This is a genomic window from Consotaella aegiceratis (assembly GCF_036541425.1).
In the GTDB taxonomy this organism is placed as follows: Bacteria; Pseudomonadota; Alphaproteobacteria; order Rhizobiales; family Rhizobiaceae; genus Consotaella; species Consotaella aegiceratis.
In genome coordinates, this window is sequence record NZ_JAZHFT010000028.1 from 1 (window position 1) to 22,697 (window position 22,697).

General features: G+C 63.4%; 19 protein-coding genes. 10 read left to right on the forward strand and 9 right to left on the reverse strand.

Features of this window, described 5'->3' with window-relative positions; all coding sequences use genetic code 11:
* Positions 1–386: 386 nt before the first annotated feature.
* Positions 387–1,574: an abortive infection family protein gene (locus tag SMD10_RS17270; protein WP_331686980.1), complete on the forward strand. Its 1,188-nt coding sequence runs from the start codon at positions 387–389 to the stop codon at positions 1,572–1,574.
* Here the strand turns inward: SMD10_RS17270 and SMD10_RS17275 are convergent.
* A complete protein-coding gene (locus tag SMD10_RS17275) occupies positions 1,571–3,151 on the reverse strand; it encodes a trypsin-like peptidase domain-containing protein (protein WP_331686981.1) in 1,581 nt (526 codons plus the stop codon). The genes SMD10_RS17270 and SMD10_RS17275 overlap by 4 nt on opposite strands.
* A gap of 1,241 nt (positions 3,152–4,392) precedes the next feature.
* A complete protein-coding gene (locus SMD10_RS17280) occupies positions 4,393–5,637 on the reverse strand; it encodes a ubiquinone biosynthesis hydroxylase (protein WP_331686982.1) in 1,245 nt (414 codons plus the stop codon).
* A 123-nt stretch (positions 5,638–5,760) separates the two neighbouring features.
* Between SMD10_RS17280 and tesB the strand changes: the two genes are divergently transcribed.
* The 3 genes from tesB to SMD10_RS17295 all read left to right on the forward strand — a co-directional run bounded on the left by tesB (position 5,761) and on the right by SMD10_RS17295 (position 8,593).
* Entirely contained in the window at positions 5,761–6,633 is an 873-nt protein-coding gene (tesB, locus tag SMD10_RS17285; protein WP_331686983.1) for an acyl-CoA thioesterase II, read from the forward strand.
* A 247-nt stretch (positions 6,634–6,880) separates the two neighbouring features.
* A complete protein-coding gene (locus SMD10_RS17290; RefSeq protein ID WP_331687040.1) occupies positions 6,881–7,231 on the forward strand; it encodes a P-II family nitrogen regulator in 351 nt (116 codons plus the stop codon).
* Positions 7,232–7,249: 18 nt separating this feature from the next.
* Positions 7,250–8,593, forward strand: coding sequence for an ammonium transporter (locus tag SMD10_RS17295; protein ID WP_331686984.1), 1,344 nt, complete (start codon positions 7,250–7,252; stop codon positions 8,591–8,593).
* A gap of 67 nt (positions 8,594–8,660) precedes the next feature.
* On the opposite strand, the gene SMD10_RS17300 is transcribed toward SMD10_RS17295, so the two are convergent.
* Complete coding sequence (locus tag SMD10_RS17300; RefSeq protein WP_331686985.1) at positions 8,661–8,939, reverse strand: GNAT family N-acetyltransferase; 279 nt, start codon at positions 8,937–8,939, stop codon at positions 8,661–8,663.
* Positions 8,940–9,142: 203 nt separating this feature from the next.
* On the opposite strand from SMD10_RS17300, the gene SMD10_RS17305 reads away from it, so the two are divergent.
* The gene (locus SMD10_RS17305; RefSeq protein WP_331686986.1) at positions 9,143–11,938 is read left to right on the forward strand and encodes a DNA translocase FtsK; all 2,796 of its coding nucleotides are present in this window, start codon (positions 9,143–9,145) and stop codon (positions 11,936–11,938) included.
* Positions 11,939–11,971: 33 nt separating this feature from the next.
* Here SMD10_RS17305 and SMD10_RS17310 read toward each other — a convergent pair whose 3' ends face one another.
* A complete protein-coding gene (locus SMD10_RS17310) occupies positions 11,972–12,478 on the reverse strand; it encodes a phosphatase domain-containing putative toxin (protein ID WP_331686987.1) in 507 nt (168 codons plus the stop codon).
* Between the two features lie 262 nt (positions 12,479–12,740).
* On the opposite strand from SMD10_RS17310, the gene SMD10_RS17315 reads away from it, so the two are divergent.
* Positions 12,741–13,382 carry an outer-membrane lipoprotein carrier protein LolA gene (locus SMD10_RS17315; RefSeq protein ID WP_331686988.1) on the forward strand — a complete coding sequence of 214 codons (642 nt, stop codon included), beginning with the start codon at positions 12,741–12,743 and terminating at the stop codon, positions 13,380–13,382.
* A 6-nt stretch (positions 13,383–13,388) separates the two neighbouring features.
* Here SMD10_RS17315 and SMD10_RS17320 read toward each other — a convergent pair whose 3' ends face one another.
* Positions 13,389–14,324: an alpha/beta hydrolase gene (locus tag SMD10_RS17320; protein ID WP_331686989.1), complete on the reverse strand. Its 936-nt coding sequence runs from the start codon at positions 14,322–14,324 to the stop codon at positions 13,389–13,391.
* Between the two features lie 310 nt (positions 14,325–14,634).
* Between SMD10_RS17320 and SMD10_RS17325 the strand changes: the two genes are divergently transcribed.
* Together SMD10_RS17325 and SMD10_RS17330 are read left to right on the forward strand one after the other, a co-directional pair.
* Positions 14,635–15,438, forward strand: a complete 804-nt coding sequence (locus tag SMD10_RS17325) for an exodeoxyribonuclease III (protein ID WP_331686990.1) — start codon at positions 14,635–14,637, stop codon at positions 15,436–15,438.
* Positions 15,439–15,440: 2 nt separating this feature from the next.
* The gene (locus tag SMD10_RS17330; protein ID WP_331686991.1) at positions 15,441–15,998 is read left to right on the forward strand and encodes an MOSC domain-containing protein; all 558 of its coding nucleotides are present in this window, start codon (positions 15,441–15,443) and stop codon (positions 15,996–15,998) included.
* Between the two features lie 166 nt (positions 15,999–16,164).
* On the opposite strand, the gene SMD10_RS17335 is transcribed toward SMD10_RS17330, so the two are convergent.
* From SMD10_RS17335 to SMD10_RS17345, 3 genes are all read right to left on the reverse strand, one after another.
* Entirely contained in the window at positions 16,165–16,449 is a 285-nt protein-coding gene (locus SMD10_RS17335) for a hypothetical protein (RefSeq protein ID WP_331686992.1), read from the reverse strand.
* Positions 16,450–17,163: 714 nt separating this feature from the next.
* Positions 17,164–17,619, reverse strand: a complete 456-nt coding sequence (locus tag SMD10_RS17340; RefSeq protein WP_331686993.1) for a cyclic nucleotide-binding domain-containing protein — start codon at positions 17,617–17,619, stop codon at positions 17,164–17,166.
* 145 nt (positions 17,620–17,764) lie between these two features.
* Positions 17,765–18,448 carry a response regulator transcription factor gene (locus SMD10_RS17345; RefSeq protein WP_331686994.1) on the reverse strand — a complete coding sequence of 228 codons (684 nt, stop codon included), beginning with the start codon at positions 18,446–18,448 and terminating at the stop codon, positions 17,765–17,767.
* A gap of 105 nt (positions 18,449–18,553) precedes the next feature.
* Here SMD10_RS17345 and SMD10_RS17350 point away from each other — a divergent pair, with 105 nt between their 5' ends.
* Positions 18,554–19,087, forward strand: coding sequence for a L,D-transpeptidase family protein (locus SMD10_RS17350; RefSeq protein ID WP_331686995.1), 534 nt, complete (start codon positions 18,554–18,556; stop codon positions 19,085–19,087).
* 126 nt (positions 19,088–19,213) lie between these two features.
* Positions 19,214–21,523 (forward strand): FdhF/YdeP family oxidoreductase, encoded by a 2,310-nt coding sequence (locus tag SMD10_RS17355; protein ID WP_331686996.1) that lies wholly within the window; start codon positions 19,214–19,216, stop codon positions 21,521–21,523.
* 221 nt (positions 21,524–21,744) lie between these two features.
* Here the strand turns inward: SMD10_RS17355 and SMD10_RS17360 are convergent, their stop codons facing one another.
* Positions 21,745–22,581, reverse strand: coding sequence for a helix-turn-helix domain-containing protein (locus tag SMD10_RS17360; protein ID WP_331686997.1), 837 nt, complete (start codon positions 22,579–22,581; stop codon positions 21,745–21,747).
* Between the last annotated feature and the right edge of the window lie 116 nt (positions 22,582–22,697).

Here is a 22,697-nt window from a genome sequence, read left to right on the forward strand (position 1 = left end):
GTCGGGCTCCTTGTTGAAGAAGCCCGTCATGCTCTGCCCCTGCCGCACGACGCTCAATGCAGGCGCGACTTCGGCCTGTCTCCTCTAACCTCAACCGCGGGTGCCCTCCCGCGCAGCGGGTTCGTTCAACGACCCCGGTGCGGTCGTTCGAGATTACCAGCGATCTCCCGAAAGCTGCCGTTGCTGCGTGGAGCGCAACCAGACGGCGTAAATGGCCGCCACCGAATTTCGGAGATTGCATCGGCTTACGCTGGTGCACGCGAGAGCCGGACCGAACTCGGGTGTAGAACGGAAATAGAACAAAGGAGTAGAGTATTTGGAGTGCCCCTCACTGGCACGACGGCCGAGATTGCGTGTAAATGAGGGGGGAGAAAGGGTGCCGGGGTGTGAAACAGCAAGCAGCGCAGCAGTATCCGACGGTGGCAGTCAAGCAGCTTAGAAATGCATTGGCTGGTGCGATATCCGATTTCAGCGCCAACGAGGTGCCGTCCCTCTGCAGCCGTCTTCAACTGCGAGACGGGGATCGCGATGAGTCATTCAAGAGCAAATTCAAGTATGCAGAGCGGCGACTGATCGAGAAATCGGCAGCGGAGCTAATCCCCATCGCTCAGCGCCTTCTTGAAGAGGTCGACTCCTTCGAGGTGGCCGAGGCCTTAGCCAAGCTGCAGGAAGCGGGGAAGGCCGCAGTCTCCGAACTCACTCGTCGCCGCATCATGGCGCTTTTCGATAAGCGGCCGTACAGCACCGAGTTCGAAGATATTGACTTCATCCGCCGCGTTTGGCCGACAATCAATATGCCATCGGTCGTCTCTTCATTCTCCAACAACCGTTCTGAAGCGACGTTGGATGACGATCTCTTCAACGCCATCGTCCGGAACAACGACTGGAATAACCGGGAGACGTTGGAAGCCGTCGGATATCTGACATGCTCGCAAAGGCAATTCTTCCGCTTTCTGGAGGAAGTAACCAGCCCTCTCACGCAATCGCGGGAGGTTCAAACCGATCTCGCGGCGGCTATCAATGAGCACCTGCGCCATGACGGCTATCGGCTGATCATTGTCCGGCGGCTCTCAGGCAGCCCCGTTTACGAGGTGCAGCCAGCAGCCCTCGGCAGTCCCTCGGATGACGCGATCTCGCAGGCGCTCGCCGACTTCGACCCGGACACGGTGCATGCCAGATGGACTCAGGCGCTAGACCGTCGGGATACCGACCCCGCAGGGGCGATCACACTGGCCAGGACGCTGCTTGAGGATGTGTGCAAGTGGATCATCATCGAAGCCGGCGAGACGTATGAGGAGAAGGATGACCTGCCAGTCCTCTATCGGAAATTAGCGAAGATTCTGAATCTGGCTCCGGACGGCCACACGGAACCTGTTTTCAAGCAGATTCTAGGAAGCTGCCAGTCAGTCGTCGAATCGTTGGGATCGCTGCGCAACAAGATCAGTGACGCTCACAGCCCGGGGCCAAAAAAGGTAAAGCCTGCGGCCCGACATGCTCAGCTCGCCGTCAATCTGTCCGGCACGATGGCAACATTTCTGGTTTCGACATGGGCTGCAAGAAAAGGCGCCCCCTAGCTTGCCGCCCACTTCTTCAACTCGTGGATCGCGGTCGCGATCTGGCGCCCCTCGTTCGGCCCACCCTTGTGAATGACGCCGATAACCTTGCCCCGGGCATCCAGCACGGGACCTCCGGACATGCCTTGACTGAGTTCTTGCGACACCTCCACTCGATCGATCGCGTGCTTGCGAGGGAGGGACGTAACCTTTCCTTCTCGAATGTTGAGACGATCACCAGGCCCATATCCCGGATAACCGTAGGCAATGACGTCGTCACCAACCGCTACCGCTGCCGTCGCCGCTTCAATTTCGAAGAACTCATTCGAACTAATCGCGTGGTCGAGAATTGCCAAATCGTGATGCTCGCATCGCTTGCGAACCGAAACCTTGGCTTGGTTCGAGGGAGTGCTTGGATGATAGACGAGCAGATCCTCTGGATCCTCCACGCAATGAGCAGCCGTGACGAGGCCAACACCACTCAGGAAAAAGGCGGTACCTTGCTCACCTCCATTCCCGGAATGCTCGACGATCCAAACCGACCTATCCCGCCGCTCACTGGCAGTCGGTGTGATCTTCACGGGATGATCCGCGAAGCTCCGATTGTATCGCAAAGCCAAGGACCTAACGACTGGGTCCGCCAACCCCTTCAAATGGCCGACGTATGCAATCTTTCCGCGAATGTGAGAGCCGATATCGCCTTTGCCACCTTTTGAAGAATATGTTGCTTGCGAGGCTTTGAGCCCATGTTGCTCTATCGAGCTGAGCTTCGCGCGGATGTCGCGGACGTAACGGCGATCAACGTTCAGCCCTGAATTGATTTTCACGCCAGTGACGATGCGCCGCGAGTTTCGGTCAGCGTAGTGGAGTTTATGCGGATTAATCGTGAATCCGTTGCCTTGGACGGCCGCACGCAAGGCGGCCGCGAGCAAGTCCGGGGAGAATTTTCCGACCGCAGGTGGCCCGGCTTCGAAAAGCGGGACTGGAGGCTGATAACCTGAGAACGTGATGTCGTCCGCATACCGGGTATAGATCGCTCTCGCGCTCTTTGCGATACGGAGGAGCTCCGTATCGAGGCGATAACAGATCATGTTAGACAGCACTGGGCTCGTCGGTGCCCCCTGGGGAAGATGCCCGTCATAGCAAGCCAGTCTCGCCACGATCTCAGCAACGCGACGTTCAAGGCCGACGGACGTCAGCAGGCCCACGATCCGGTTCTCGGTGATCGTCGGGAAAAAGTCCTGAAGGTCCAAGTTGAGCACGAAGCGTCGCGCGCCATGAGCCTCAGCGTTCGTTTTAACGGAACGATCTAGCACGAAGCCGTGGACTGGGTTTCGGACCCGATATATTTGGCCCAGCAAGGGCGCGAGCTTGCGTTGCAGGATTTTTAGCCGACGGTCCGGCGCGCAGATCATACGCGTCTTTCCGGGCCCTTTCGCGATCGAGAACTGTCGATACATCTTGCGGCGGTACCACCATATCTTCTTCAGCTCAGAAGGGCTGATACCAAGGTGGGCGAGCAGCGTCGTCTCATCGCCGAACACGGCAGGGATATCTATGGGATAGAGTTTGCCGAATATCCGAGCGGCCGATGGCACGGGGCCCCCTTCCAATCACGCCGCTCACCATAGGCATTCGGCGGGCAAGATGTGTCGAGACGTTTGCTCTTAGGCCGCAGTTACACAGCCCGTATGCGAAGAGTGACCCCGTCCAGCTTGTTTAACCGCGTTGGCACGACTGATCTACGAGTCCCTGGGAATATATCCACGGAAAATACCCGTGCGCCTAACCGCGGTCTTCATTTTAGGCGAAGGAAAGGAGCCTTGAAGTTCTGGATTCGGCGCAACGCCGAAATCTGGTGGCTGAATGTCTGCTTCCACCCTTCGGCCAAACCCATGCTGCCATTCCGTTCATCCGCCCAAAGCCAGTCATCGTATCTGATTTGACGAACGGTAGCTTCCAAGAAGTTCAACCAGCAGGCTGAACGTCCGCCATGGGCGCAAGATCGACATCGCTGCCGCCGACGTCCTTGAACCCTCATCCTGAGCCTGTCGAAGGGCGAGGGATCAAGGCTCCGGCCTGACGCTGGGGGCGCCGAGCGCCCATTGTGGTTCGACAGGCTCACCATGAGGAGCTGATGCGCCGCCGCGAGGCTCCGTCACATCACAAAAGAAATCCCCGCCCTTTCGCGCCGCTCCTATCATCCCGTCACCGCTGGTCCACGAATGGGCACGGACGATCGCCGGGATCGGTCGGGGGCCAAGCGGGCGGGTCCGGGTGTGGCTCCTTCCGGAGGAGCGGCAAACGGACGGGACGGACCGAGCCTGCCTTCCGAGATTCTGCGGGGAAGGCGGCGCGCCGCTGGCCCGGAGGTCGTACTCCCCCCGGTGGCAGCCAGAGCCAGTCCCGCGCATTTGCAGGCGCAGGGCGGTGAAGGGTTCGGCGGAGCGAGGGCAGCGAGAGCCCGCGCGCGTCCCGATCAAACCCCGCGCGGAACGCCGGAGGCGGACCGTATTATCACTATCATTCGGAGGGTCTGCCTCCGGCGTTCCGCCGTCCCATCGCGGATGGCATCGGGATCAACCCAGACGAAAGGAAGGGAGAGAGGACAGCGAAGAGAATGCCAGAACCGGCCGCGCACACGCCGCCGGGCGTTCTGACGCGTCCATATCCCCGGTGCGTCATCCTCGGGCTTCGTCCCGAGGATCCATTCCAAGTTCATCGAACCGCCGCAGCGGCGGAGGTCCTGCCCGATATTCGCCGGTCATGATGACGGAAGCACAAAGGCGTGGATCGGTAGCGACCGCACCCAACGCCTCACAGCACCGGCCGGCGCTGCTCAGATCGGGTCGCCCTGAAGCAGACGCGGCGAGGGGGCGCTGGTGATGCCGGAGGCCTGGGCGATGAAGAAGGACTTCAGCGACGGCGCCCGGTCGACCAGCGACAGGCCGAAGTCGCGCACCGAACGAAGCATGCCGGATTCGTTGGAGAACAGGCGGTTGAGCGCATCGGTGGTGGCGCCCATCGAGAAGGTGTCGAAGCGGCGCCAGCGCTGATAGGTCTCCAGCACGTCGAGCGCGCCGATGTCGAGCCCGAGCCGCGCCGCCTCGACCACCGTCTCGGCCAGCGCCGCGGCGTCCTTCAGGCCGAGATTGAGCCCCTGGCCGGCGATCGGGTGGATGCCGTGGGCGGCGTCGCCGGCCAGCGCGACGCGCGGGCGCACAAACTCGCGCGCCAGCGTCAGGCCGAGCGGGAAGGCGCGCCGGCCGCCCTCCAGCGTCAGTGCGCCCAGCTTGTGGCCGAAGCGCTGTTCCAGTTCGGCCTCGAACACCAGTTCGTCGGCCGCCACCAGGCGCTCGGCCGTGTGCGTCGATTCGGTCCACACCAGAGACGACCGGTTGCCCACGAGCGGCAGGATGGCGAACGGCCCGGACGGCAGGAAATGCTCTTCCGCGCGGCCGTTGTGCGGCCGCTCGTGCTTGACCGTGGCGACGATCCCCGATTGCCCGTAATCCCAATGGACGGTGCGGATGCCGGCCCAGTCGCGAACCCGCGACTTCACCCCGTCGCAGGCGACCAGCAGCTTGGCGTCGATCGCGCCGCCGCCGCCGAGTTTCACGGTGACGCCGGCGTCGCCGACGGTCATGCCGGAGACCGGTGTTCCCGAAAAGATCCCGATGCCCAGCGCTGCGGCCTTATCGCGCAGGGCGCCGTTGAGCACGATGTTGGACGCCATCTGGGCGAAGGGCTCGCCGGGGCGCGTCTCGCCGCCGAAGGTGAGAAACACCGGCCGGACGGGATCGCTGGTCCGCGAGTCCGTGATGATCATCTCGGTGATCGGCTGGGCGTCGTCGCGGATCTCGCCCCAGATGTCGAGCCGCGTCAGCATGCGGACCGCCGACGCCGAAAGGGCCGATGCGCGCTCGTCCTTCCGCCAGGTCCCATCGGGCGCCGCGTCCACCACGGTGACGGAGATGCCCGGGGCCGCATCGGTGATGGCGATCGCGGTCGCGAGACCGACATAGCCTGCGCCGGCCACCACGATGTCCGTTTTGGCGGGAAGGCTGGATGCACTGGCGGACATGATGTCTCCTCGAATTGGCCGGTCGGCTGCCCTAACTCCAGGGCTGTCGGGAAGATCCACGGGCAAGCCGGCATTCATATGGCCGCCATCGCCGCGAATTCGCAATCATAAAGGAAGTTTAGGATGGACGAGGCGGTTGAAAAGCTGCTGACGGCGTTGGATCTCGAAAGGATCGAAGAGAATCTCTACCGCGGCATCAGCCCGGATCAGAACTGGCAACGCGTGTTTGGGGGGCAGGTCGTCGCCCAGGCCCTGGTCGCGGCGCAGCGTACCATCGTCACGGAGCGGTCGGTCAATTCGCTTCATTGCTACTTCATGTGGCCGGGCGATCCCGCCGTCCCGATCGTCTATCGCGTCGAGCGGCTGCGCGACGGCGGCTCGTTTTCCACCCGGCGGACCGACGCGATCCAACACGGACGCACGATCTTCACCATGACCGCCTCGTTTCAGCAGGACGAGGCGGGGCTGGAGCATCAGATCGACATGCCGGCGGTGCCCGATCCCGACGACCTGCCGTCGATGTCCGAAATCCAGGCGGATGCGCTGAAGAGTGCGCCCGAGCCGATCCAGCGCTATTGGGCCCGCCCGCGGCCGGTGGAGTTCCGCCCGGTTGGGCTCGAGCGGTATCTGAACCGTAAGGACGCCGTGCCGCTGCAGCATATCTGGGTGCGGCTCAAGGCGCCGGTGGCGGACGATCGAGCCCTCGGCGCTGCCGTTCTCGCCTACATTTCCGACATGACGCTGCTCGATACGGCACTCTTCGCCCATGGCCTCTCGGTGTTCGACCGGCGTCTTCAGGTCGCCAGCCTCGACCACGCCATGTGGTTCCATCACCCGGCCAGCGCCAACGAGTGGATGCTCTACGCGCAAGACAGCCCGGCCTCGTCAGGCGGCCGAGGGCTGGCGCGTGGATCGCTGTTCAGCCGGCAAGGTCGGCTGATCGCTTCGATGGCACAAGAGGGGCTGATCCGCCCGCGTCAGGATCAGTCGGCCTAATAATTAGGCATTTTCCGAACCGCAGGCCGGAATGTCCGCCGGTGCCCAGGGCGCGCGTTAACCATGGCGTAAGGAACGTTTCCCCTTCGTAAACGCCCGCTTGAGCGGATTGTGGCGAGAAATTGTCGGCCCTTGCGCAGTTTGGCACGCCGCTTGATTATCAACTGGTAGTCACGGCCAGGGTCCGAGTTCCCATGGACGATGGCTGGGTCAAGGGGGGCGGCGCTTGCCGCCGTTAGCGCTCAAGATTGGGAAAACAATGAAAATCGTGATGGCCATCATCAAACCGTTCAAGCTCGACGAGGTGCGCGAAGCCCTCACGGGCGTGGGCATTCAGGGCCTGACCGTCACGGAAGTGAAGGGTTATGGCCGCCAGAAGGGGCACACGGAGATTTATCGTGGCACCGAGTACGCGGTGAGCTTCCTGCCGAAGCTCAAGATCGAGGTCGCGGTACCGTCCGACATGGTCGACCGCGCCGTCGACGCGATTTCGGCAGCCGCCAAGACCGGGCAGATCGGCGACGGCAAGATCTTTGTGTTCGGTATCGACCGCGCGGTGCGCATTCGCACCGGTGAAGTCGACGTGGACGCGCTTTAAGAGGGGAACGACAAGTTCATGCGCTTCAAAAAAGTATTGTTTACCGCCGGCGTCCTCGCCGGCCTCGCCGCCACTGCGGCCTTCGCCCAGGACGCGGCCCCGGAAGCGGCTGAAGCGGCTGCGGCTCCCGCCGCGCCCGACGCGCAGGTCCAATACATCTTCAACACGCTGCTCTTCCTGTTCGGCGGCTTCCTGGTCATGTGGATGGCGGCGGGCTTCGCCATGCTCGAAGCTGGACTCGTCCGCTCCAAGAACGTCTCCATGCAGTGCATGAAGAACATCGCCGTCTACGCGGTGGCCGGCATCCTCTACTGGGTCATCGGCTACAAGCTGATGTATGTCGGCGTCGACGGGGGCTATATCGGCTCCTTCGGCCCCTACAGCTTCGATCCTGTCGGCGGCGACGCGCTCGATACCGGCTATTCGACGGCGTCGGACTGGTTCTTCCAGATGGTGTTCGTGGCGACCTCGGCCTCGATCGTTTCCGGCACGCTCGCCGAGCGCATCAAGCTTTGGTCTTTCATGCTCTTCACCGCTATCCTGACCGGCATCATCTATCCGATCGCCGGTTCCTGGGCCTGGGGTGGCGGCTGGCTCTCCGAGATGGGCTTCAAGGACTTCGCCGGTTCGACGGTCGTTCACTCGGTGGGTGGCTGGGCCGCGCTCGCCGGCGTCCTGCTTCTTGGCGCGCGCAGGGGTCGGTTCACGCCCGAAGGTGTCAGCGTTCCGATGCCGGGTTCCTCGATCCCGCTCGCCACGCTCGGCACCTTCATCCTGTGGCTTGGCTGGTTCGGCTTCAACGGCGCGTCGCAGCTCGCCATGGGCACGATCGGTGACGTTTCCGACGTTTCGCGCATCTTCGCCAACACCAATCTCGCCGCCGCCGGCGGAACGGTCGGTGCGATGATCATGCTTCAGGTCCTCTATCGTCGCGTTGACGTCACGATGGTCCTGAACGGCGCTCTGGCCGGTCTCGTCGCCATTACGGCCGAGCCGCTCTATCCCTCGCCGCTGTGGGCGATCATCGTCGGCGTCATCGGTGCCGCCATCGTGGTCGTCGCGGTTCCGATGCTGGACAAGATGAAGATCGACGACGTGGTGGGCGCCATTCCGGTCCACCTGCTGTGCGGTATCTGGGGCACCATCGCCGTGCCGTTCAGCAACCCGGACGCCAGCTTCGGCATCCAGGCGATTGGCATTATCGCCTTTGGCGTCTTCACCTTCGTCGTCAGCTTCGTCATCTGGGTGATCATCAAGGCAGTGATGGGCATCCGCGTCAGCGAGCAGGAAGAGGCTCTCGGTCTCGACCGCACCGAGGTCGGCGTCGAAGCCTATCCCGAGTTCGGCGTCACCCACGCCTGACCGGAACGAACCTGCGAAAATCGAAAGGGCCCGCCATCTGCGCGGGCCCTTTTCATAGGGGCGGTCGTCAGGCCGCGATTTCTCGATAGTCCGCCTTGCGTGCGAATTCGGCCGCCACGTAGGAGCATTGCGGAACCACCTTCAGCCCCTCCTGGCGAGCCCAGTCGACGCCGGCCTTGACCAGCGCGCCGGCGATGCCGCGGCCGCGCAGCGTTTGCGGCACGAAGGTGTGGTCGAAGACCACGGTCCTGTCGTCACGCCAGCCGTAGGTCATTTCCGCTTCGCTGTCGGCCTCGCCGGCCACGAACCGGCCGCCGTGCCCGGTGATCTGGTGCCTGATGTCCATCCTGCTCTCCCGTTGTCTGTTGGGACGAGACTTGCAGATGGGAGGCGTGTGGGCTTCCGGCAACTCCGCCGACATCCTCCCGATGTCCGATAAGCCGGGACGTTAGGGTTAAAGAGCCTTTAACCAGAGCGGCCTAGGGTGACGTCGATCGAGAATCCGGTCCGCGCCGGACGCAGACAATCCGCAACAGACAGGCAGGCGACATGGTGTCGACCATCATCGAGACGAGTTCCAGCATTTCCGCCGCGGTCCGGCGGCAGGCGCAACTCGCGGGAGGACTGGTTTTGTTGGCGCTTGCGGCGTTCGTCGCCGTGAGTCTGGCCAGTTGGAACGTCGAGGATCCGTCCCTGAGCCTGTCGAACCATAATGTCGTGACCAATTGGGGGGGGGCCGCCGGCGCCATCGTCGCCGATCTGGCGATGCAGATCTTCGGGCTTGCCTCCGTGCTGATCGCCGTCCTGTTCGCGATCTGGGGTGCGCTTCTCTGCTTCGGCTGGAAGGTCGATCGCATCTGGCGGCGCGCGTGGTTCGCGCTGGCCGGGACGATCCTCGCGGCGTCGGCGCTCGGATGTCTGGCCGCGCCGCAAGGCTGGCCTCTGCCGATCGGCCTGGGCGGCATCGCCGGCGACCTCGTGCTGAAATTTCCGGCCTTGGCGACCGGTTCCTATCCGCAAGGGTGGCTGGCCATCGTCCTGGGAGCGATGATCGCCGCTCCGGCCGCTTGGCTGTTCCTGTCCGGCGCAGCGCTGATCGATCGCCGCGAAGCGTCGTCCGATGCCGCTCTGCACAATCATCATGGCCATGTCCATGGCGAAGAGGACGACGATGATGGGGAGGGCCGGCTGGCTCTGCTGGTGGGCGCCGCCGAGCATGCGATCTATTCCCTGAAGGCAGGGTGGCGTCGACGCTTCCCGAAGGCGCGCGACGTCACGCTGCGGGAGGCCGTATGGGGCGACGGCGAGGACGATGTGGATGACGTCCCGCCGGCTCCCGTCAGGGCCCGCACCGCACCTGTGCGCGTGACCGGCACCTATGACGCCGCCGCCGAGCCCTTCGATGCCGACGACGACGAACCGTGGGACGCGGCAGTGCCTGAGCAGGGCGCCGCCTCCGACGACTGGGCCGGCGATGAAGACGACGAGGAGCCCTGGGACGACGACGCGTCCGACGATTCCATGCTGGTCGGGCCGGCCGACCGCATTGCGCCGGGTGCGCCGGTGGCCGAGGAACAGACCGGCTGGCGCGGACTGTTGTCGGGCAACATCATCGCGTTCCCGGGACGCAAGGGTTCGAAGTCCGAGGCCGAGCGTCCCGCTTCGAACAGCCGCGACCGGTCGATGCCGGCCGGACCGGATGACGACGACAAGGCAGTCCGCGTGGTGCCCCAAGCGGGACCGCAGCCGGCTGCCCGGCAGCGCCGCACCGGCAGCGGCCGGACCGTGCCGCTGCCGCGCGCCAGCGTGCCCGGACCGTTCGAAATGCCGTCGATCGAATTCCTGATGCTGCCCAAGTCGCGGGGCCGCGACGCGTCGATGTCGATGGAGGCTCTGCAGGAAAACGCCCGTCTGCTGGAAGGCGTGCTCGAGGATTTCGGCGTGAAGGGCGAGATCATCGAGGTCCGGCCCGGTCCGGTCGTCACCCTCTACGAGCTGGAGCCGGCGCCCGGCATCAAGTCGTCGCGCGTCATCGGCCTGGCCGACGACATCGCCCGCTCGATGAGCGCGGTGGCCGCGCGCGTCGCCGTCATTCCCGGCAAGAACGCCATCGGCATTGAGCTGCCGAACCAGCGCCGCGAGACCGTCTATCTGCGCGAGATGATCGCCTCGGAGAGCTTCGCCGCCAACAAGGGCAAGCTGCCGATCACGCTCGGCAAGACGATCGGCGGCGAGCCGGTGATCGCCGACCTCGCCAAGATGCCGCATCTGCTCGTGGCAGGTACCACCGGCTCGGGCAAGTCGGTCGCCATCAACACGATGATCCTGTCACTGCTCTACCGGATGACGCCCGAGCAGTGCCGGCTGATCATGATCGACCCGAAGATGCTGGAGCTGTCGGTCTACGACGGCATTCCGCATCTGCTGTCGCCGGTCGTCACCGATCCGAAGAAGGCGGTGGTGGCGCTCAAGTGGACGGTCCGCGAAATGGAGGATCGCTACCGCAAGATGTCGAAGGTCGGCGTGCGCAACATCGACGGCTTCAACACGCGCGTGCGCCAGGCAATGGAAAAGGGCGAGACGATCTCGCGCACCGTCCAGACCGGCTTCGATCGGGAATCCGGCGAGCCGATCTTCGAGTCGGAGGAGTTCGATCTCGAGCCGTTGCCCTACATCGTCGTGATCATCGACGAGATGGCCGACCTGATGATGGTCGCCGGCAAGGATATCGAGGGCGCCGTCCAGCGTCTCGCGCAGATGGCGCGCGCCGCCGGCATCCACGTCATCATGGCGACCCAGCGCCCCTCGGTCGACGTCATCACCGGCACCATCAAGGCGAACTTCCCGACCCGCATCTCCTTCCAGGTGACGTCGAAGATCGACAGCCGCACCATCCTCGGCGAGCAGGGCGCCGAACAGCTGCTCGGCATGGGCGATATGCTGTTCATGGCCGGTGGCGGCCGCATCCAGCGCGTCCATGGACCATTCGTCGACGACAACGAGGTCGAACAGATCGTCGCGCACCTGAAGAACCAGGGCGTGCCGGACTATTTGGACGCGATCCTGGAGGATGACGAGGACGGCGATGGCGGCAGTTCGGGAGGCTCTTCCGGTGGCGGCGGCAGTGGCTCCGTCGACGAGGGAGCGGACCTCTACGACCAGGCGGTCGCCGTGGTGCTTCGCGACGGCAAGGCCTCGACCTCCTATATCCAGCGCCGTCTCGGCATCGGCTATAACCGCGCTGCCTCGATCATCGAGCGGATGGAGCAGGAGGGTGTCGTCGGTCCGGCGAACCATGCCGGAAAGCGCGAGATCCTGGTGCCGACCGAGGACGACAAGCTGTAACGCAGATGACGCTCGCCGGGTGAAGCCCTGACCTCATTCCGGGACGGCGGAGGAGGCCGGAGCGTGCGCGATCCAGGCCTCCTGCCCCGCCGTCTCGACGGCCCCGGGACGAGCCCGCCGAACCGCGGCGATCGCCACCTCGACGGCCGATCCCCGCTCGACCAGCAGCCGGGCGGCGATCATCCCGGTGCGGCCCAGTCCGCCCCAGCAGTGGATGGCGATGACGGCGCCGCGATCCAGACGGCGATGAAGGTCGCGGGAGACCGGCAGCCAGGCCTGCTCGTCTCCCGGCACGGAAAAATTGACGACGGGAAAACGGAGCCAGTCGATGCCGTTGCGCGACAGGGCCGGCAGCAGCGCGTCACGATCTGGAAACTCTTGGTCTTCGACGAGGCTGAGGAGACAGGAGACGCCGCGCCGGCGGTAGGCGTCGATGGTCTCGCTTACGGTCCGGCCCCGGCCCGGACATCGGTCGAGCAGCAGGACGCCGCCATTCGGCACCACAAGGCAGGACGCGTCGGCGGGTGTCGTCGGGGGCATGGGGCGGGCTCATGTGATCCGGCGCAGCATTATACCGCCGCTGCGTCGCGATGCTATCGGCCGGCTTGGTTGTGTTGTCGAGCATCCGTCGGGGGCGTTGCCAAACCGGCATCGCATGCCCAGGTAAGTCCCGGGTCAGGTCCGCCCCATTCATGCCGTACGGGTCCGCTAAGCGCTGTCGTGTCTTGCGTGAACCGGGCCGACGAATGTCGGGCGGAAACGACGCGTCGAAGGGTCGAGAAGGCGACGAGGACTGCCTGTCATGAACATCGGATCTATTTTGCCAACCTGTGTCAGGACCACCGTTGCTGCGCTCGCGCTTGCGATCGTCGCCGGCAGCGTGGGGCCGCAGCCGGCCGTGGCTGCCGCTAGCGCCACTGCGCAGGCGATTGCCGACCACTTCTCCTCCGTCCAGTCGATGACCGGTCAGTTCATCCAGTTCGATCCGAACGGGCGCCAGACCGAGGGCAATTTCTATCTGGAGCGGCCCGGCAAGATCCGCTTCGACTATTCGGGTCAGCCGCTTCGGGTGATTTCGGACGGCAGCCAGGTGGGCATCAACAACAAGAAGCTCAACACCTGGGATCTCTATCCGCTCTCCAAGACGCCGTTGAAGCTGCTGCTGGAACAGCGGATCAACCTGTCGAACGCCAATATCGAGAGCGTCAAGGAAGAGCAGGACCTCACCACCATCGTCATGGGCGACAAGTCGGTGTTCGGCGATTCGCGCATCACCATGATGTTCGATCCGGTCAGCTACGATCTGCGCCAATGGACCATTCGCGACGGCCAGGGCAAGGACACGACGGTGATGATCTACAACGTCAAGTCCGGCGTACGCTTCCAGGACGGCATGTTCGAGATCCCGTACACCACGATCACCCAGAACCGCACGGGCAAGTAACACGGGCTATTCGAGCGGCGCGGCCGCCAAGGCCAGCGCCATCGCGAAGGACGCGGCGAAGGTTTCGCCATGGCCGAGGCCGGTAAGCTGCTCCGTTCGCACCGTGGCATTCGCGGTTTCAGCCAGTCGCGCGGCGAACGTGCCCTGCCGCTCGACGTGCTCTGCATTGACGCTCGGCTTGGCCGGCCGGGCTTCCCCTGGTGCCAGGCGACGTTCGCTGTCGCCATAGGCGATCAGGACCTCGCGAGCCGGCTCGTCGTCCGCCCGACGAGGGATGGCCATCAGCGGTTCCAATACGTCGTCGCCCCAGGTGATCGACGGGCTGATCGCGGCATAGCGGCGGAACGCGGTTGGCTGTCGCAACAGGCAGTAGAGCGCGAAAAGGCCGCCATAGGAATGACCCCATAGGGCCCGGCGCCCGGCATCGACGGCAAGGTCGGCTTCGGCGGCTTGCTGCAGCGGTCCCTTGAGTCTCGCCAGAAACGCGTCGGCGCCGCCGGACAGACGGCCGGGACTGGTCGGATCGGGGACCGGCCCGTCCGATCCGAGAGGCGGCGTGTAATCCAGGGTTCGCTGGTCGGCGTCGAAGAGCAGGGGGGTGTCGTAGCCGATGCCGACCACCGCGAGGCCCGGCACCTGTTCCAGAATCTCGGCTGTCAGCCGATCGAAGACCGCGTTGCCGTCGAGCATGTAGATGACCGGATGGGCATCGTTCGCCTTCGATTGGCGCGGTATGGCGCGAAAGATCTGGTAGCGCCTGTCGCCTTCCGCGACGAAGAAGCGGTCGAGCCTGTGGCTTTGCGGCTGCGTCATAAAAATCCGGTAGCTGGCCTCGGCCGGGACATAGCGGGCTTGGGCGACACGAAACGGCAGACCGGTCGCCGCCAGCGCGGCACCCAGAAGAAGATCGCGGCGGCACAGGAGAGGGCGAGGCTGTCCCATCGGCTAGACTCCTATCCGAACGCGCCATGGACTTTCGCGTCGTCCTAGCAATATTTGACGATTGAATTCAACTTATATGGCCGCGCAGCTATGATTTGCCGGTTGCCAGCTTCCGACGCATCGTGGCCGGCTAGGCTTCGGAGGTCGCTGGCGGCAGAGGAGCGGCATGGCGTCGGCGCGCGGCATTCTTCGCGGCATTCTTCGAAGTCGATTCCTGAGGAAGAGCGCGGTAGCGACGCTCGGCGGAACGCGAGCCATCTTGCGGTGAGGCCGGTCGGGGCATACCCCGGTTTGGTCAACGGAGCCCGCAATGTCCTTCACCATCGCCACCTGGAACATCAATTCGGTTCGTCTCCGCCTGCCGCTGGTCGAGCGCTTTCTCGCCGAGCATCGGCCCGACGTGCTGTGTCTGCAGGAGACCAAGTGCCCGAACGAGCTGTTTCCGGAAGAGGCGTTCCGCGCGGCCGGCTATCAGCACATCGCGCTGCATGGGCAGAAGGGCTATCATGGCGTGGCGACGCTTTCGAAGGTGCCCTTTCAGGACACCGTACGCCAGGACTTCTGTGCCGTGGGCGACGCGCGGCACCTGTCGACCCGCATCCAGCTTGGCGAGCGCCGCATCCGCATCCACAATTTCTATGTGCCCGCCGGCGGCGACGAGCCGGATCGGGCGATCAATCCGAAATTCGCGCACAAGCTGGATTTTCTCGAAGAGATGCGCCTCGTCAGCGCCGAAGCCGAGCCTGGCGTCTCGGCGCTGCTGCTGGGCGACCTCAACATCGCGCCCTTCGAGACCGACGTCTGGTCGCACAAGCAGCTCCTGAGGGTCGTTTCCCATACGCCGGTCGAATGCGACGGCCTGCTGCGCGTTCTCGCCGAAGGCGCGTGGACCGATCTGGTCCGCAGGCATATCCCGATCGAGGAGAAGGTTTTTACCTGGTGGAGCTATCGCGCCAAGGACTGGACTGTTGGAAACCGTGGTCGCCGGCTCGACCACATCTGGAGCTCGGCGGACCTGGCTCCCAGCCTCAGGCAGGCTCAGGTCCTGACCGCAGCGCGCAGCTGGGACCGGCCGTCGGATCACGTGCCGGTCTTGGTTGAACTGGAGCTTTGACGATGACGCAAACAATTGCAGATGGACAAGTGCTGGACGTGGCGCGCGATAGCTCCCACCGGTTCAGCAAGCAGCCGACGGAGTCTATCCAGCTCGTCGCCGGTCTGGGCGTCGAAGGCGACGCTCATCTGGGGGCGACGGTTCAACACCGCTCCCGAGTGGCCGCCGATCCGACACAGCCCAATCTGAGACAGGTTCACCTGATCCATACGGAGTTGTTCGACGAACTGAAGGCGGAGGGATTTGCTGTCGCTCCCGGCGATCTCGGCGAAAACATCACGACCACTGGGATCGACCTTCTGGCCCTGCCGGTCGGCACTCTTCTCGCCATCGGAGAGACCGCTCTGATCGCGTTGACTGGGCTTCGCAACCCGTGCGCCCAGATCGAAAAATTCCAGGCCGGTCTGCTGAAAGCGGTTCTGCCGCGGGGGCCCGATGGTCAGGTGATCCGCAAGGCCGGTGTCATGGCCGTCGTGCTTTCGGGCGGCCCCGTGCGTCCCGGCGACGCGATCCGCGTCTCTCTGCCGCCAGAGCCGCATCATCCGCTCGAACGGATTTAGTTGCGGTCCGATCGATCGATTGGGCCGCGAGGCGCGTAAAGATTGCCGGGCGGAAGACGTGGACAGTCGATGTAAAACGGCGCCAGACGCGAAGAGTGCGCCCGGCGCCGATCCTTTTTGGGCGCAGCCCGTTCAAGGCTGACCCAATTTCTCGGATGGGTGCACGTCAGCCGTTGTTGCCGCTATCCGAAGCATCACCGCTGTCGTCGGTGCTGTCATCGTCCGTATCGGCGTTGTTGTCGTCGGCCGGCGCGTCGGCGTCCATATCCGATGCTCCGTCGGTATCGGTGTAATACGGATTCGGACATTTTTCGTCCGCTGCAGCAGTGCCGGTTTCAAGTTGGTTCGAACAGTCGGCAGCCGTCGGCTCCGTTTCGGTCGAGGTCTGGGCAAAGGCGGCCCCGCCCATCAGGGTGAGAGCCGTGGCACTGACCAAAAGGACTTGCTTCATTGGAAGTACTCCATAACAGTGGGCTCGGCATGCTGGATCAATTTAGATAACCCGCGCGGCCGTGCCATTTTGTCGATGTAAATAAAACACCAGATCCACGAAGATGTTCCATGCTGGCCGATAAAAATCGGTTGTGGGATGGACGTGCTCGGAACCAAATGTTGCTGGGCTCTGTTTGGTTTTATTGGTAAAATTCATGAAATAGAGCGACCGTGGAAATATATTCCTGCTGCCTCTCTATGAAATTCAAATTTAATAAATTATGCGATGATTGAAAAATCTTGATTGTATTTGTTGTTCCCAGGTCAGAATTTGCCAATGTTCGTCGCTGCGGATTTTCCCGTGGAGATCAATCGGGGATTTAATCGAGTCTCGGATTGCCTGAACGTGCCTTCTGCAATCCCGGCGAGGGCGACGGGCAGAAAACCAGTCGATCTGACAGGTTTCATTGAAAAGAATTCCAGTGCCTTTCGAAAAAACTGTTCGGATAGAGGCATGAAAAATATCTCGGCGTCTTCCATCGACCTCGGATGTGCAACGACATCCGGATCGCCGGGTTCCCCGAATACGATTTGGAAAATCGTCAGGCAGGCATGAAAACGACGGTTGATCCGCGGGCTTGAAAAGCAGCCATATGGGCTACGTCGATCGCTTGGCATTAATTGCTTAATCCGCGAGAGACCCCTGTCGGAAAAGACGATCGTCCGGGAGCGCCTATTCGGAAAAGCGATCTTCCAGCGCCGCGATCCGGCGGGTCATCTCCGCCAACTGATCACGTATGCGTGCGTGCAGATGAACCGCGATGTCGGGATATTCCTCCAGCATGCGGTGAAACAGCGTCCGGGTGATGCGGATCACGTCACTATCGGTTTCCGCGATCGCCGTCCCGGCGCGTCGGGTTTCGGTGAGCAGCGCCATTTCGCCCAGCAGAGTCCCCGCCCCGTATCGGCCGATGGCGCGCTGCCGGTCGCCGCGGCCGCGGAACAGCGAAACTTCGCCGCTGGTAAGGAGGAATCCGGCTTCGGCGCGTGCGTCCTCGCGAAAGAGCGTCTCTCCGGCGCGCAGCCGACGGTGCTCGGCCCCGAACGCCAGCAATCGGAGCTGGTCTGTCGTGAGATCCTCGAACAGCGCAGCGTGCCGCAACACGGCAATGTCGCTTTCAAGGCTCATCGATACGCCCGCTCCTTCATCGCGAGAACAACTTGTCCGCGCATATTCGCCTTATACATTCCCGCTGTTCGCGAAAAGTCCTCCGCCGGCACCTTATAATGACGTGCCGAGCGTGTGGGAACCTGGAACGGTGGCGAGTTCGACCTTAGGGGACGAGCTTGTAGCCCCCCGCCTCGGTGACGACGATGCGCGCGTTCGAAGGATCCGGCTCGATCTTCTGGCGCAGCCGGTAGACGTGCGTTTCGAGCGTATGGGTGGTGACGCCCGAATTGTAACCCCAAACTTCCTCCAGCAGAACGTCGCGGGTGATCACCCGCCGGTCGGCGCGATAGAGATAGCGGATGATCGCCGTTTCCTTCTCTGTCAGCCGGATCTTTCCGCCCTTTTCGTCGAGCAGCATTTTCTGGCTCGGCTTGAAGATGTAAGGGCCCACCTGGAAGGTGGCATCCTCGCTCTGCTCGTGCTGGCGCAACTGCGCGCGAATGCGCGCGAGCAGCACCGCGAAGCGGAAGGGCTTCGTCACATAATCGTTGGCGCCCGCCTCGAGGCCGAGAATGGTGTCGGAATCGGCATCCTGCCCCGTCAGGATGATGATCGGCGGCTTGAAGCCGGATTTGCGCAGCACCTTGACCGCCTCGCGTCCATCCATGTCGGGAAGGCCGACATCCATGACGACGAGATCGATCAGCTCCGATCGCGCTGCCGCGATTCCCTTGGCGGCGGTCGACTCCTGAAGGACGGCAAATTCCTCATGAAGAGAGAGCTGCTCGGCCAGGGTTTGCCTCAGGTCGCCATCGTCGTCGACGATCAAAATGCTGCGTACGCTCATGAGATCCTTCCACCATCGACGCGCGAAATCGCCAGAAATCGATACGACGGCGATCAGGCGAGACGAATCGCTCCCTTCATGTCACGATTAATGTAGGCAGGCGTGATGAAAAAGAACAGTTTCAACCGTGATCTGGTGGTGCGCCGATCACCGCTGGATCCCCGACGGGGCATTCTCCAGGCGGGCAGTCTCCGGCTTCGCTGCGCCCTCGGCCGCTCGGGCATCACCATCTTCAAGCGCGAGGGGGACGGCGCGACACCGCGCGCGAGCATGGCGCTCGTCTCGGCCTATCGCCGCAGCGACCGGCGTTCACCGGTTCCGGCACTGCCGACGAAGATCGCGCGAAGCAACGACGGCTGGTGCGATGCACCTCTGCACGCTGCCTATAACCGCCCGGTGCGCCTGCCGTGGGCGGCGAGCGCGGAAAGCCTGTGGCGGGCCGACCGGCTCTACGATCTCATCGTCGTCCTTGACTGGAACGTGAGGTGTCGTGCCCGCGGACGCGGCAGCGCCATCTTCCTGCACATCTCCCGGCCGGGCTATCTGCCGACCGAGGGCTGCGTCGCCGTCGCGCCGCCCGACATGGTTCGCCTGAAGCCGTTTCTCAGGCCCCACACGCGCCTGACCGTAGCTGCCTAACCGATAACGGGCGGCCGTGCCTGGACCGCTCGGTCTCTTTGTCCAGATTCTAAATTGCGTCGGTTCGAGCCGGGCTTCGCGGAGAACGAGGCTTGTCGCGACGGCGAGACAACAAGGAGACGGACGATGAAGCGCAGCGAGCGAACCGACAAGGTCACGGTCGAGCCCTACGAGTTTCCGACCGGTGGCTGGGGATCGCTCAAGTCCGTCACACGGCATGCCGCGCGCCAGGACCTGGCGATGTCATCCATCTGGGAAACGCTCTATCGGCAGAACAAGCCGAACGGCTTCATGTGCGTTTCGTGCTCCTGGGCGAAGCCTGCTCACCCGAAGCCCGCGGAATTCTGCGAGAACGGAGCCAAGGCCACGGTTTGGGAGCAGACCAAAAAGCGCTGCGACCGCGAGTTCTTCGCCAGGCACAAGCTGACGGAGCTCCTCGATTGGCCCGACCATGATCTGGAGCAGCAGGGGCGTCTGACCACGCCGATGCGCTACGATGTCTCGCTCGACCAGTATGTGCCGGTCACCTGGGAATCGGCTTTCAAGGAGATCGGCGAGGAGCTGAACAAGCTCGATCCGAAGTCGGTGGTCTTTTACGCCTCCGGGCGGGCCTCGCTCGAGGCCTCGCACATGTACCAGCTGTTCGCGCGGATCTACGGCTCGAACAATCTGCCCGACTCCTCCAACATGTGTCACGAGTCGACGTCGGTCGGCCTGCCCCAGTCGATCGGCGTGCCGGTCGGCACGGTGACGCTCGAGGATTTCCGGGCGTGCGACATGATGTTCTTCTTCGGGCACAACACCGGCACCAACGCGCCGCGCCTGCTGCATCCGATCCAGGAGGCGCGCAAGCGCGGCGTGCCCGTCGTCACCTTCAATCCGCTGCCCGAGCGCGGCCTGATGCGCTTCAAGAATCCGCAGTCGCCGGTCGAGATGCTGTCGCCCGACGAAGGCACCCAGATGTCGAGCGACTATCTTCAGGTGAAGGCCGGCGGCGATCTGGCGGCGATGACCGGCATCGCCAAGGCGGTGTTCGCCCTTGACGACCAGACCAAGGCGAAGGGCGAGCCCCGCGTTCTCGACCTCGCCTTCATCGAGGAGCATTGCCACGGCTTCGACGAATTCGAGGCCTTCGTGCGCGGCACCGAATGGGACGAGATCGAGCGCATGAGCGGCCTGCCGCGCGCCGCGCTCGAAAAGGTCGGCGGAGTCTACGCCAAGGCCGAAAAGGTCATCGCCAATTACGGCATGGGACTGACCCAGCATCGCCACGGCACCAAGACCGTGCACATGCTGGTGAACCTGCTTCTCATGCGCGGCAATATCGGCAAGCGCGGCGCCGGTATCTCGCCGATCCGTGGACACTCCAACGTGCAGGGCCAGCGCACGGTGGGCATCTCGGAGAAGCCGAAGCTGGTGCCGCTCGACAAGCTCGCCGAATTCTATGCGTTCGAGCCGCCGCGCGACAAAGGTCTCGACACGGTGGAAGCCTGCCAGGGTATCATCGACGGTTCGGTGCACGGGTTCATCGCACTCGGCGGCAATTTCATTCGCGCCGTGCCCGAAACCGAGATGATGGAGGCGGCGTGGCGGAAGATGCGCCTGTCGGTGCAGATCGCCACCAAGCTCAACCGCAACCATCTGATCCCCGGCGAGGTCACCTACCTTCTGCCCTGCCTGGGGCGCATCGAGCGCGATACCCAGGCGAGCGGGCCGCAGACCGTCTCGGTAGAGGATTCCACTGCCTGCATCCACGGCTCCAAGGGCTGGCGCGAGCCGGCATCGCCCGAACTCCTGTCGGAGCCGAAGATCGTCGCCGAGTTGGCCAAGGCGACCGTGGCCGGCAAGGCAACCGTGCCCTGGGACGAATGGGTGGCCGACTACGCCAAGGTTCGCGACGCCATCGAACGGACCTATCCGGACGACTTCAAGGACTTCAACGGGCGCTTCCTCAAGCCCGGTGGGTTCCACCGCGATCTCGCGGCCTGCTACCGTGTCTGGAAGACGCAGACCAGGAAGGCCAACTTCCTCTTGCCCGAGACGCTCGACGTCGATCCTGACATCGCCACCGACGGCAAGACGGTCTTCAAGCTCATCACCGTGCGCTCCAACGATCAGTTCAACACGACCATCTACGGCTATGACGACCGCCTGCGCGGCATTCACGGCTCGCGGATGGTGCTCTTGATGAACGAGGCGGACATGGCCTCGCTCGGCCTGGAGGACCAGGATCTCATCGATGTCGAGAGCCCGGTCGACGACGGCGTCGAGCGCCGCGTCGAAGGGCTCCGGGCGCACCGCTTCTCGATTCCGAAGGGCGATGTCGGCGGCTACTATCCGGAGCTCAACAAGCTGATCCCGCTCTGGCACCATGAGAAGGAGGCGCACGTGCCGGCCTCCAAGGGCGTGCCGGTCAGAATCCTCAAGCGAGACTGAGGGAGACCGGCCCAATCGACCAGTCCGACAAGGTCTCCGCCGCGTCCCCTCAACGCGGCAGCGGCGACCGGCCGGGCAACTACCTGTGGTTCAGGGGCACCAAACGGCGACGGCGATAGCCGAGCAACTGCACGCAGTTGATCGCATGGGTAGCGCGTGATTGCCGGTTTCTTGGCCGACCTCTGCCTCAGGGATCGCACCGCGGCCGGGAAACCTGCATCTCAGGCGATGCCGGCGCCGATGCGTCGCCGGTATTCGCTCGGCGACATGCCGGTCGCTCGGCTGAAGCTGTAGGAAAAGTAGTTGCTGTCGTTGAAGCCGGACGCCAGCGCCACGTCGGTGATGCTGTCGCTGGTCGACAGCAGCGCCCGCATGGCCCGGCTGAGCCGCAGCTTCACCAGATAGTCATGCGGCGTGGTGGCCGTGGCCTCGCGGAACAACCGGTTGAAATTGCGCAGCGAATAGCCGAACCGGCGTGCCAATTCCTCGAAATCGACCTGCTCGGTGCAATTGTGGCGGAGATAGCTGAGCACGTGGCCCAGGCGCACCGTGCTCGGTAGTGCGTCGCCATCGCCGGCGAACCGGGCGCGCGCCAGCAAGACGGCGAGCTGATTGAACAGGGCTTCGGCCATCATTTCCGACATGGGATCGGGATTGCAGGCTTCGCTTTCCAACGTTTCGATCAGCGGCGTGATCTTCGCCAGAACGTCCTCCGTCACCTGCCAGTGGCGCCGGGCGGAGCCGTTGGCCGCATCGTCCAGCATGATCTTCATCACATCCTGCCGGCCACCGCCGTCCGGGCGGTAGAGAATGTTCGACAGATAAAGATCGTTGACCTGCTCGTAGGAGTGATTGTCGTCGGCCTTGATGTAGAACACCTCGCCGCAGGTGATGAAGTGCGGCTCATCGTTCAGGACATGCCAGCCGTTTCCCGACAGCACGATCACGATCTCGTAGAAGTCATGGTCGTGCAGCGGAAAGGGCGGCTGCGGGCGCCGCTGCTCCACAACCACGGGCTGCGAGCTGGATCGAAAAAATTCCTTCGCCAACAGCTTCAAGGAACCCTCCTCAGGTCATCGGGAACACAGGATCGATCCTTGGAGGGCGTGTCAAGGGCACGGATCAAGGTCCGCATGCCGGCGGGCAAGAACCGTACAAAATTTTGAAAAGCAAG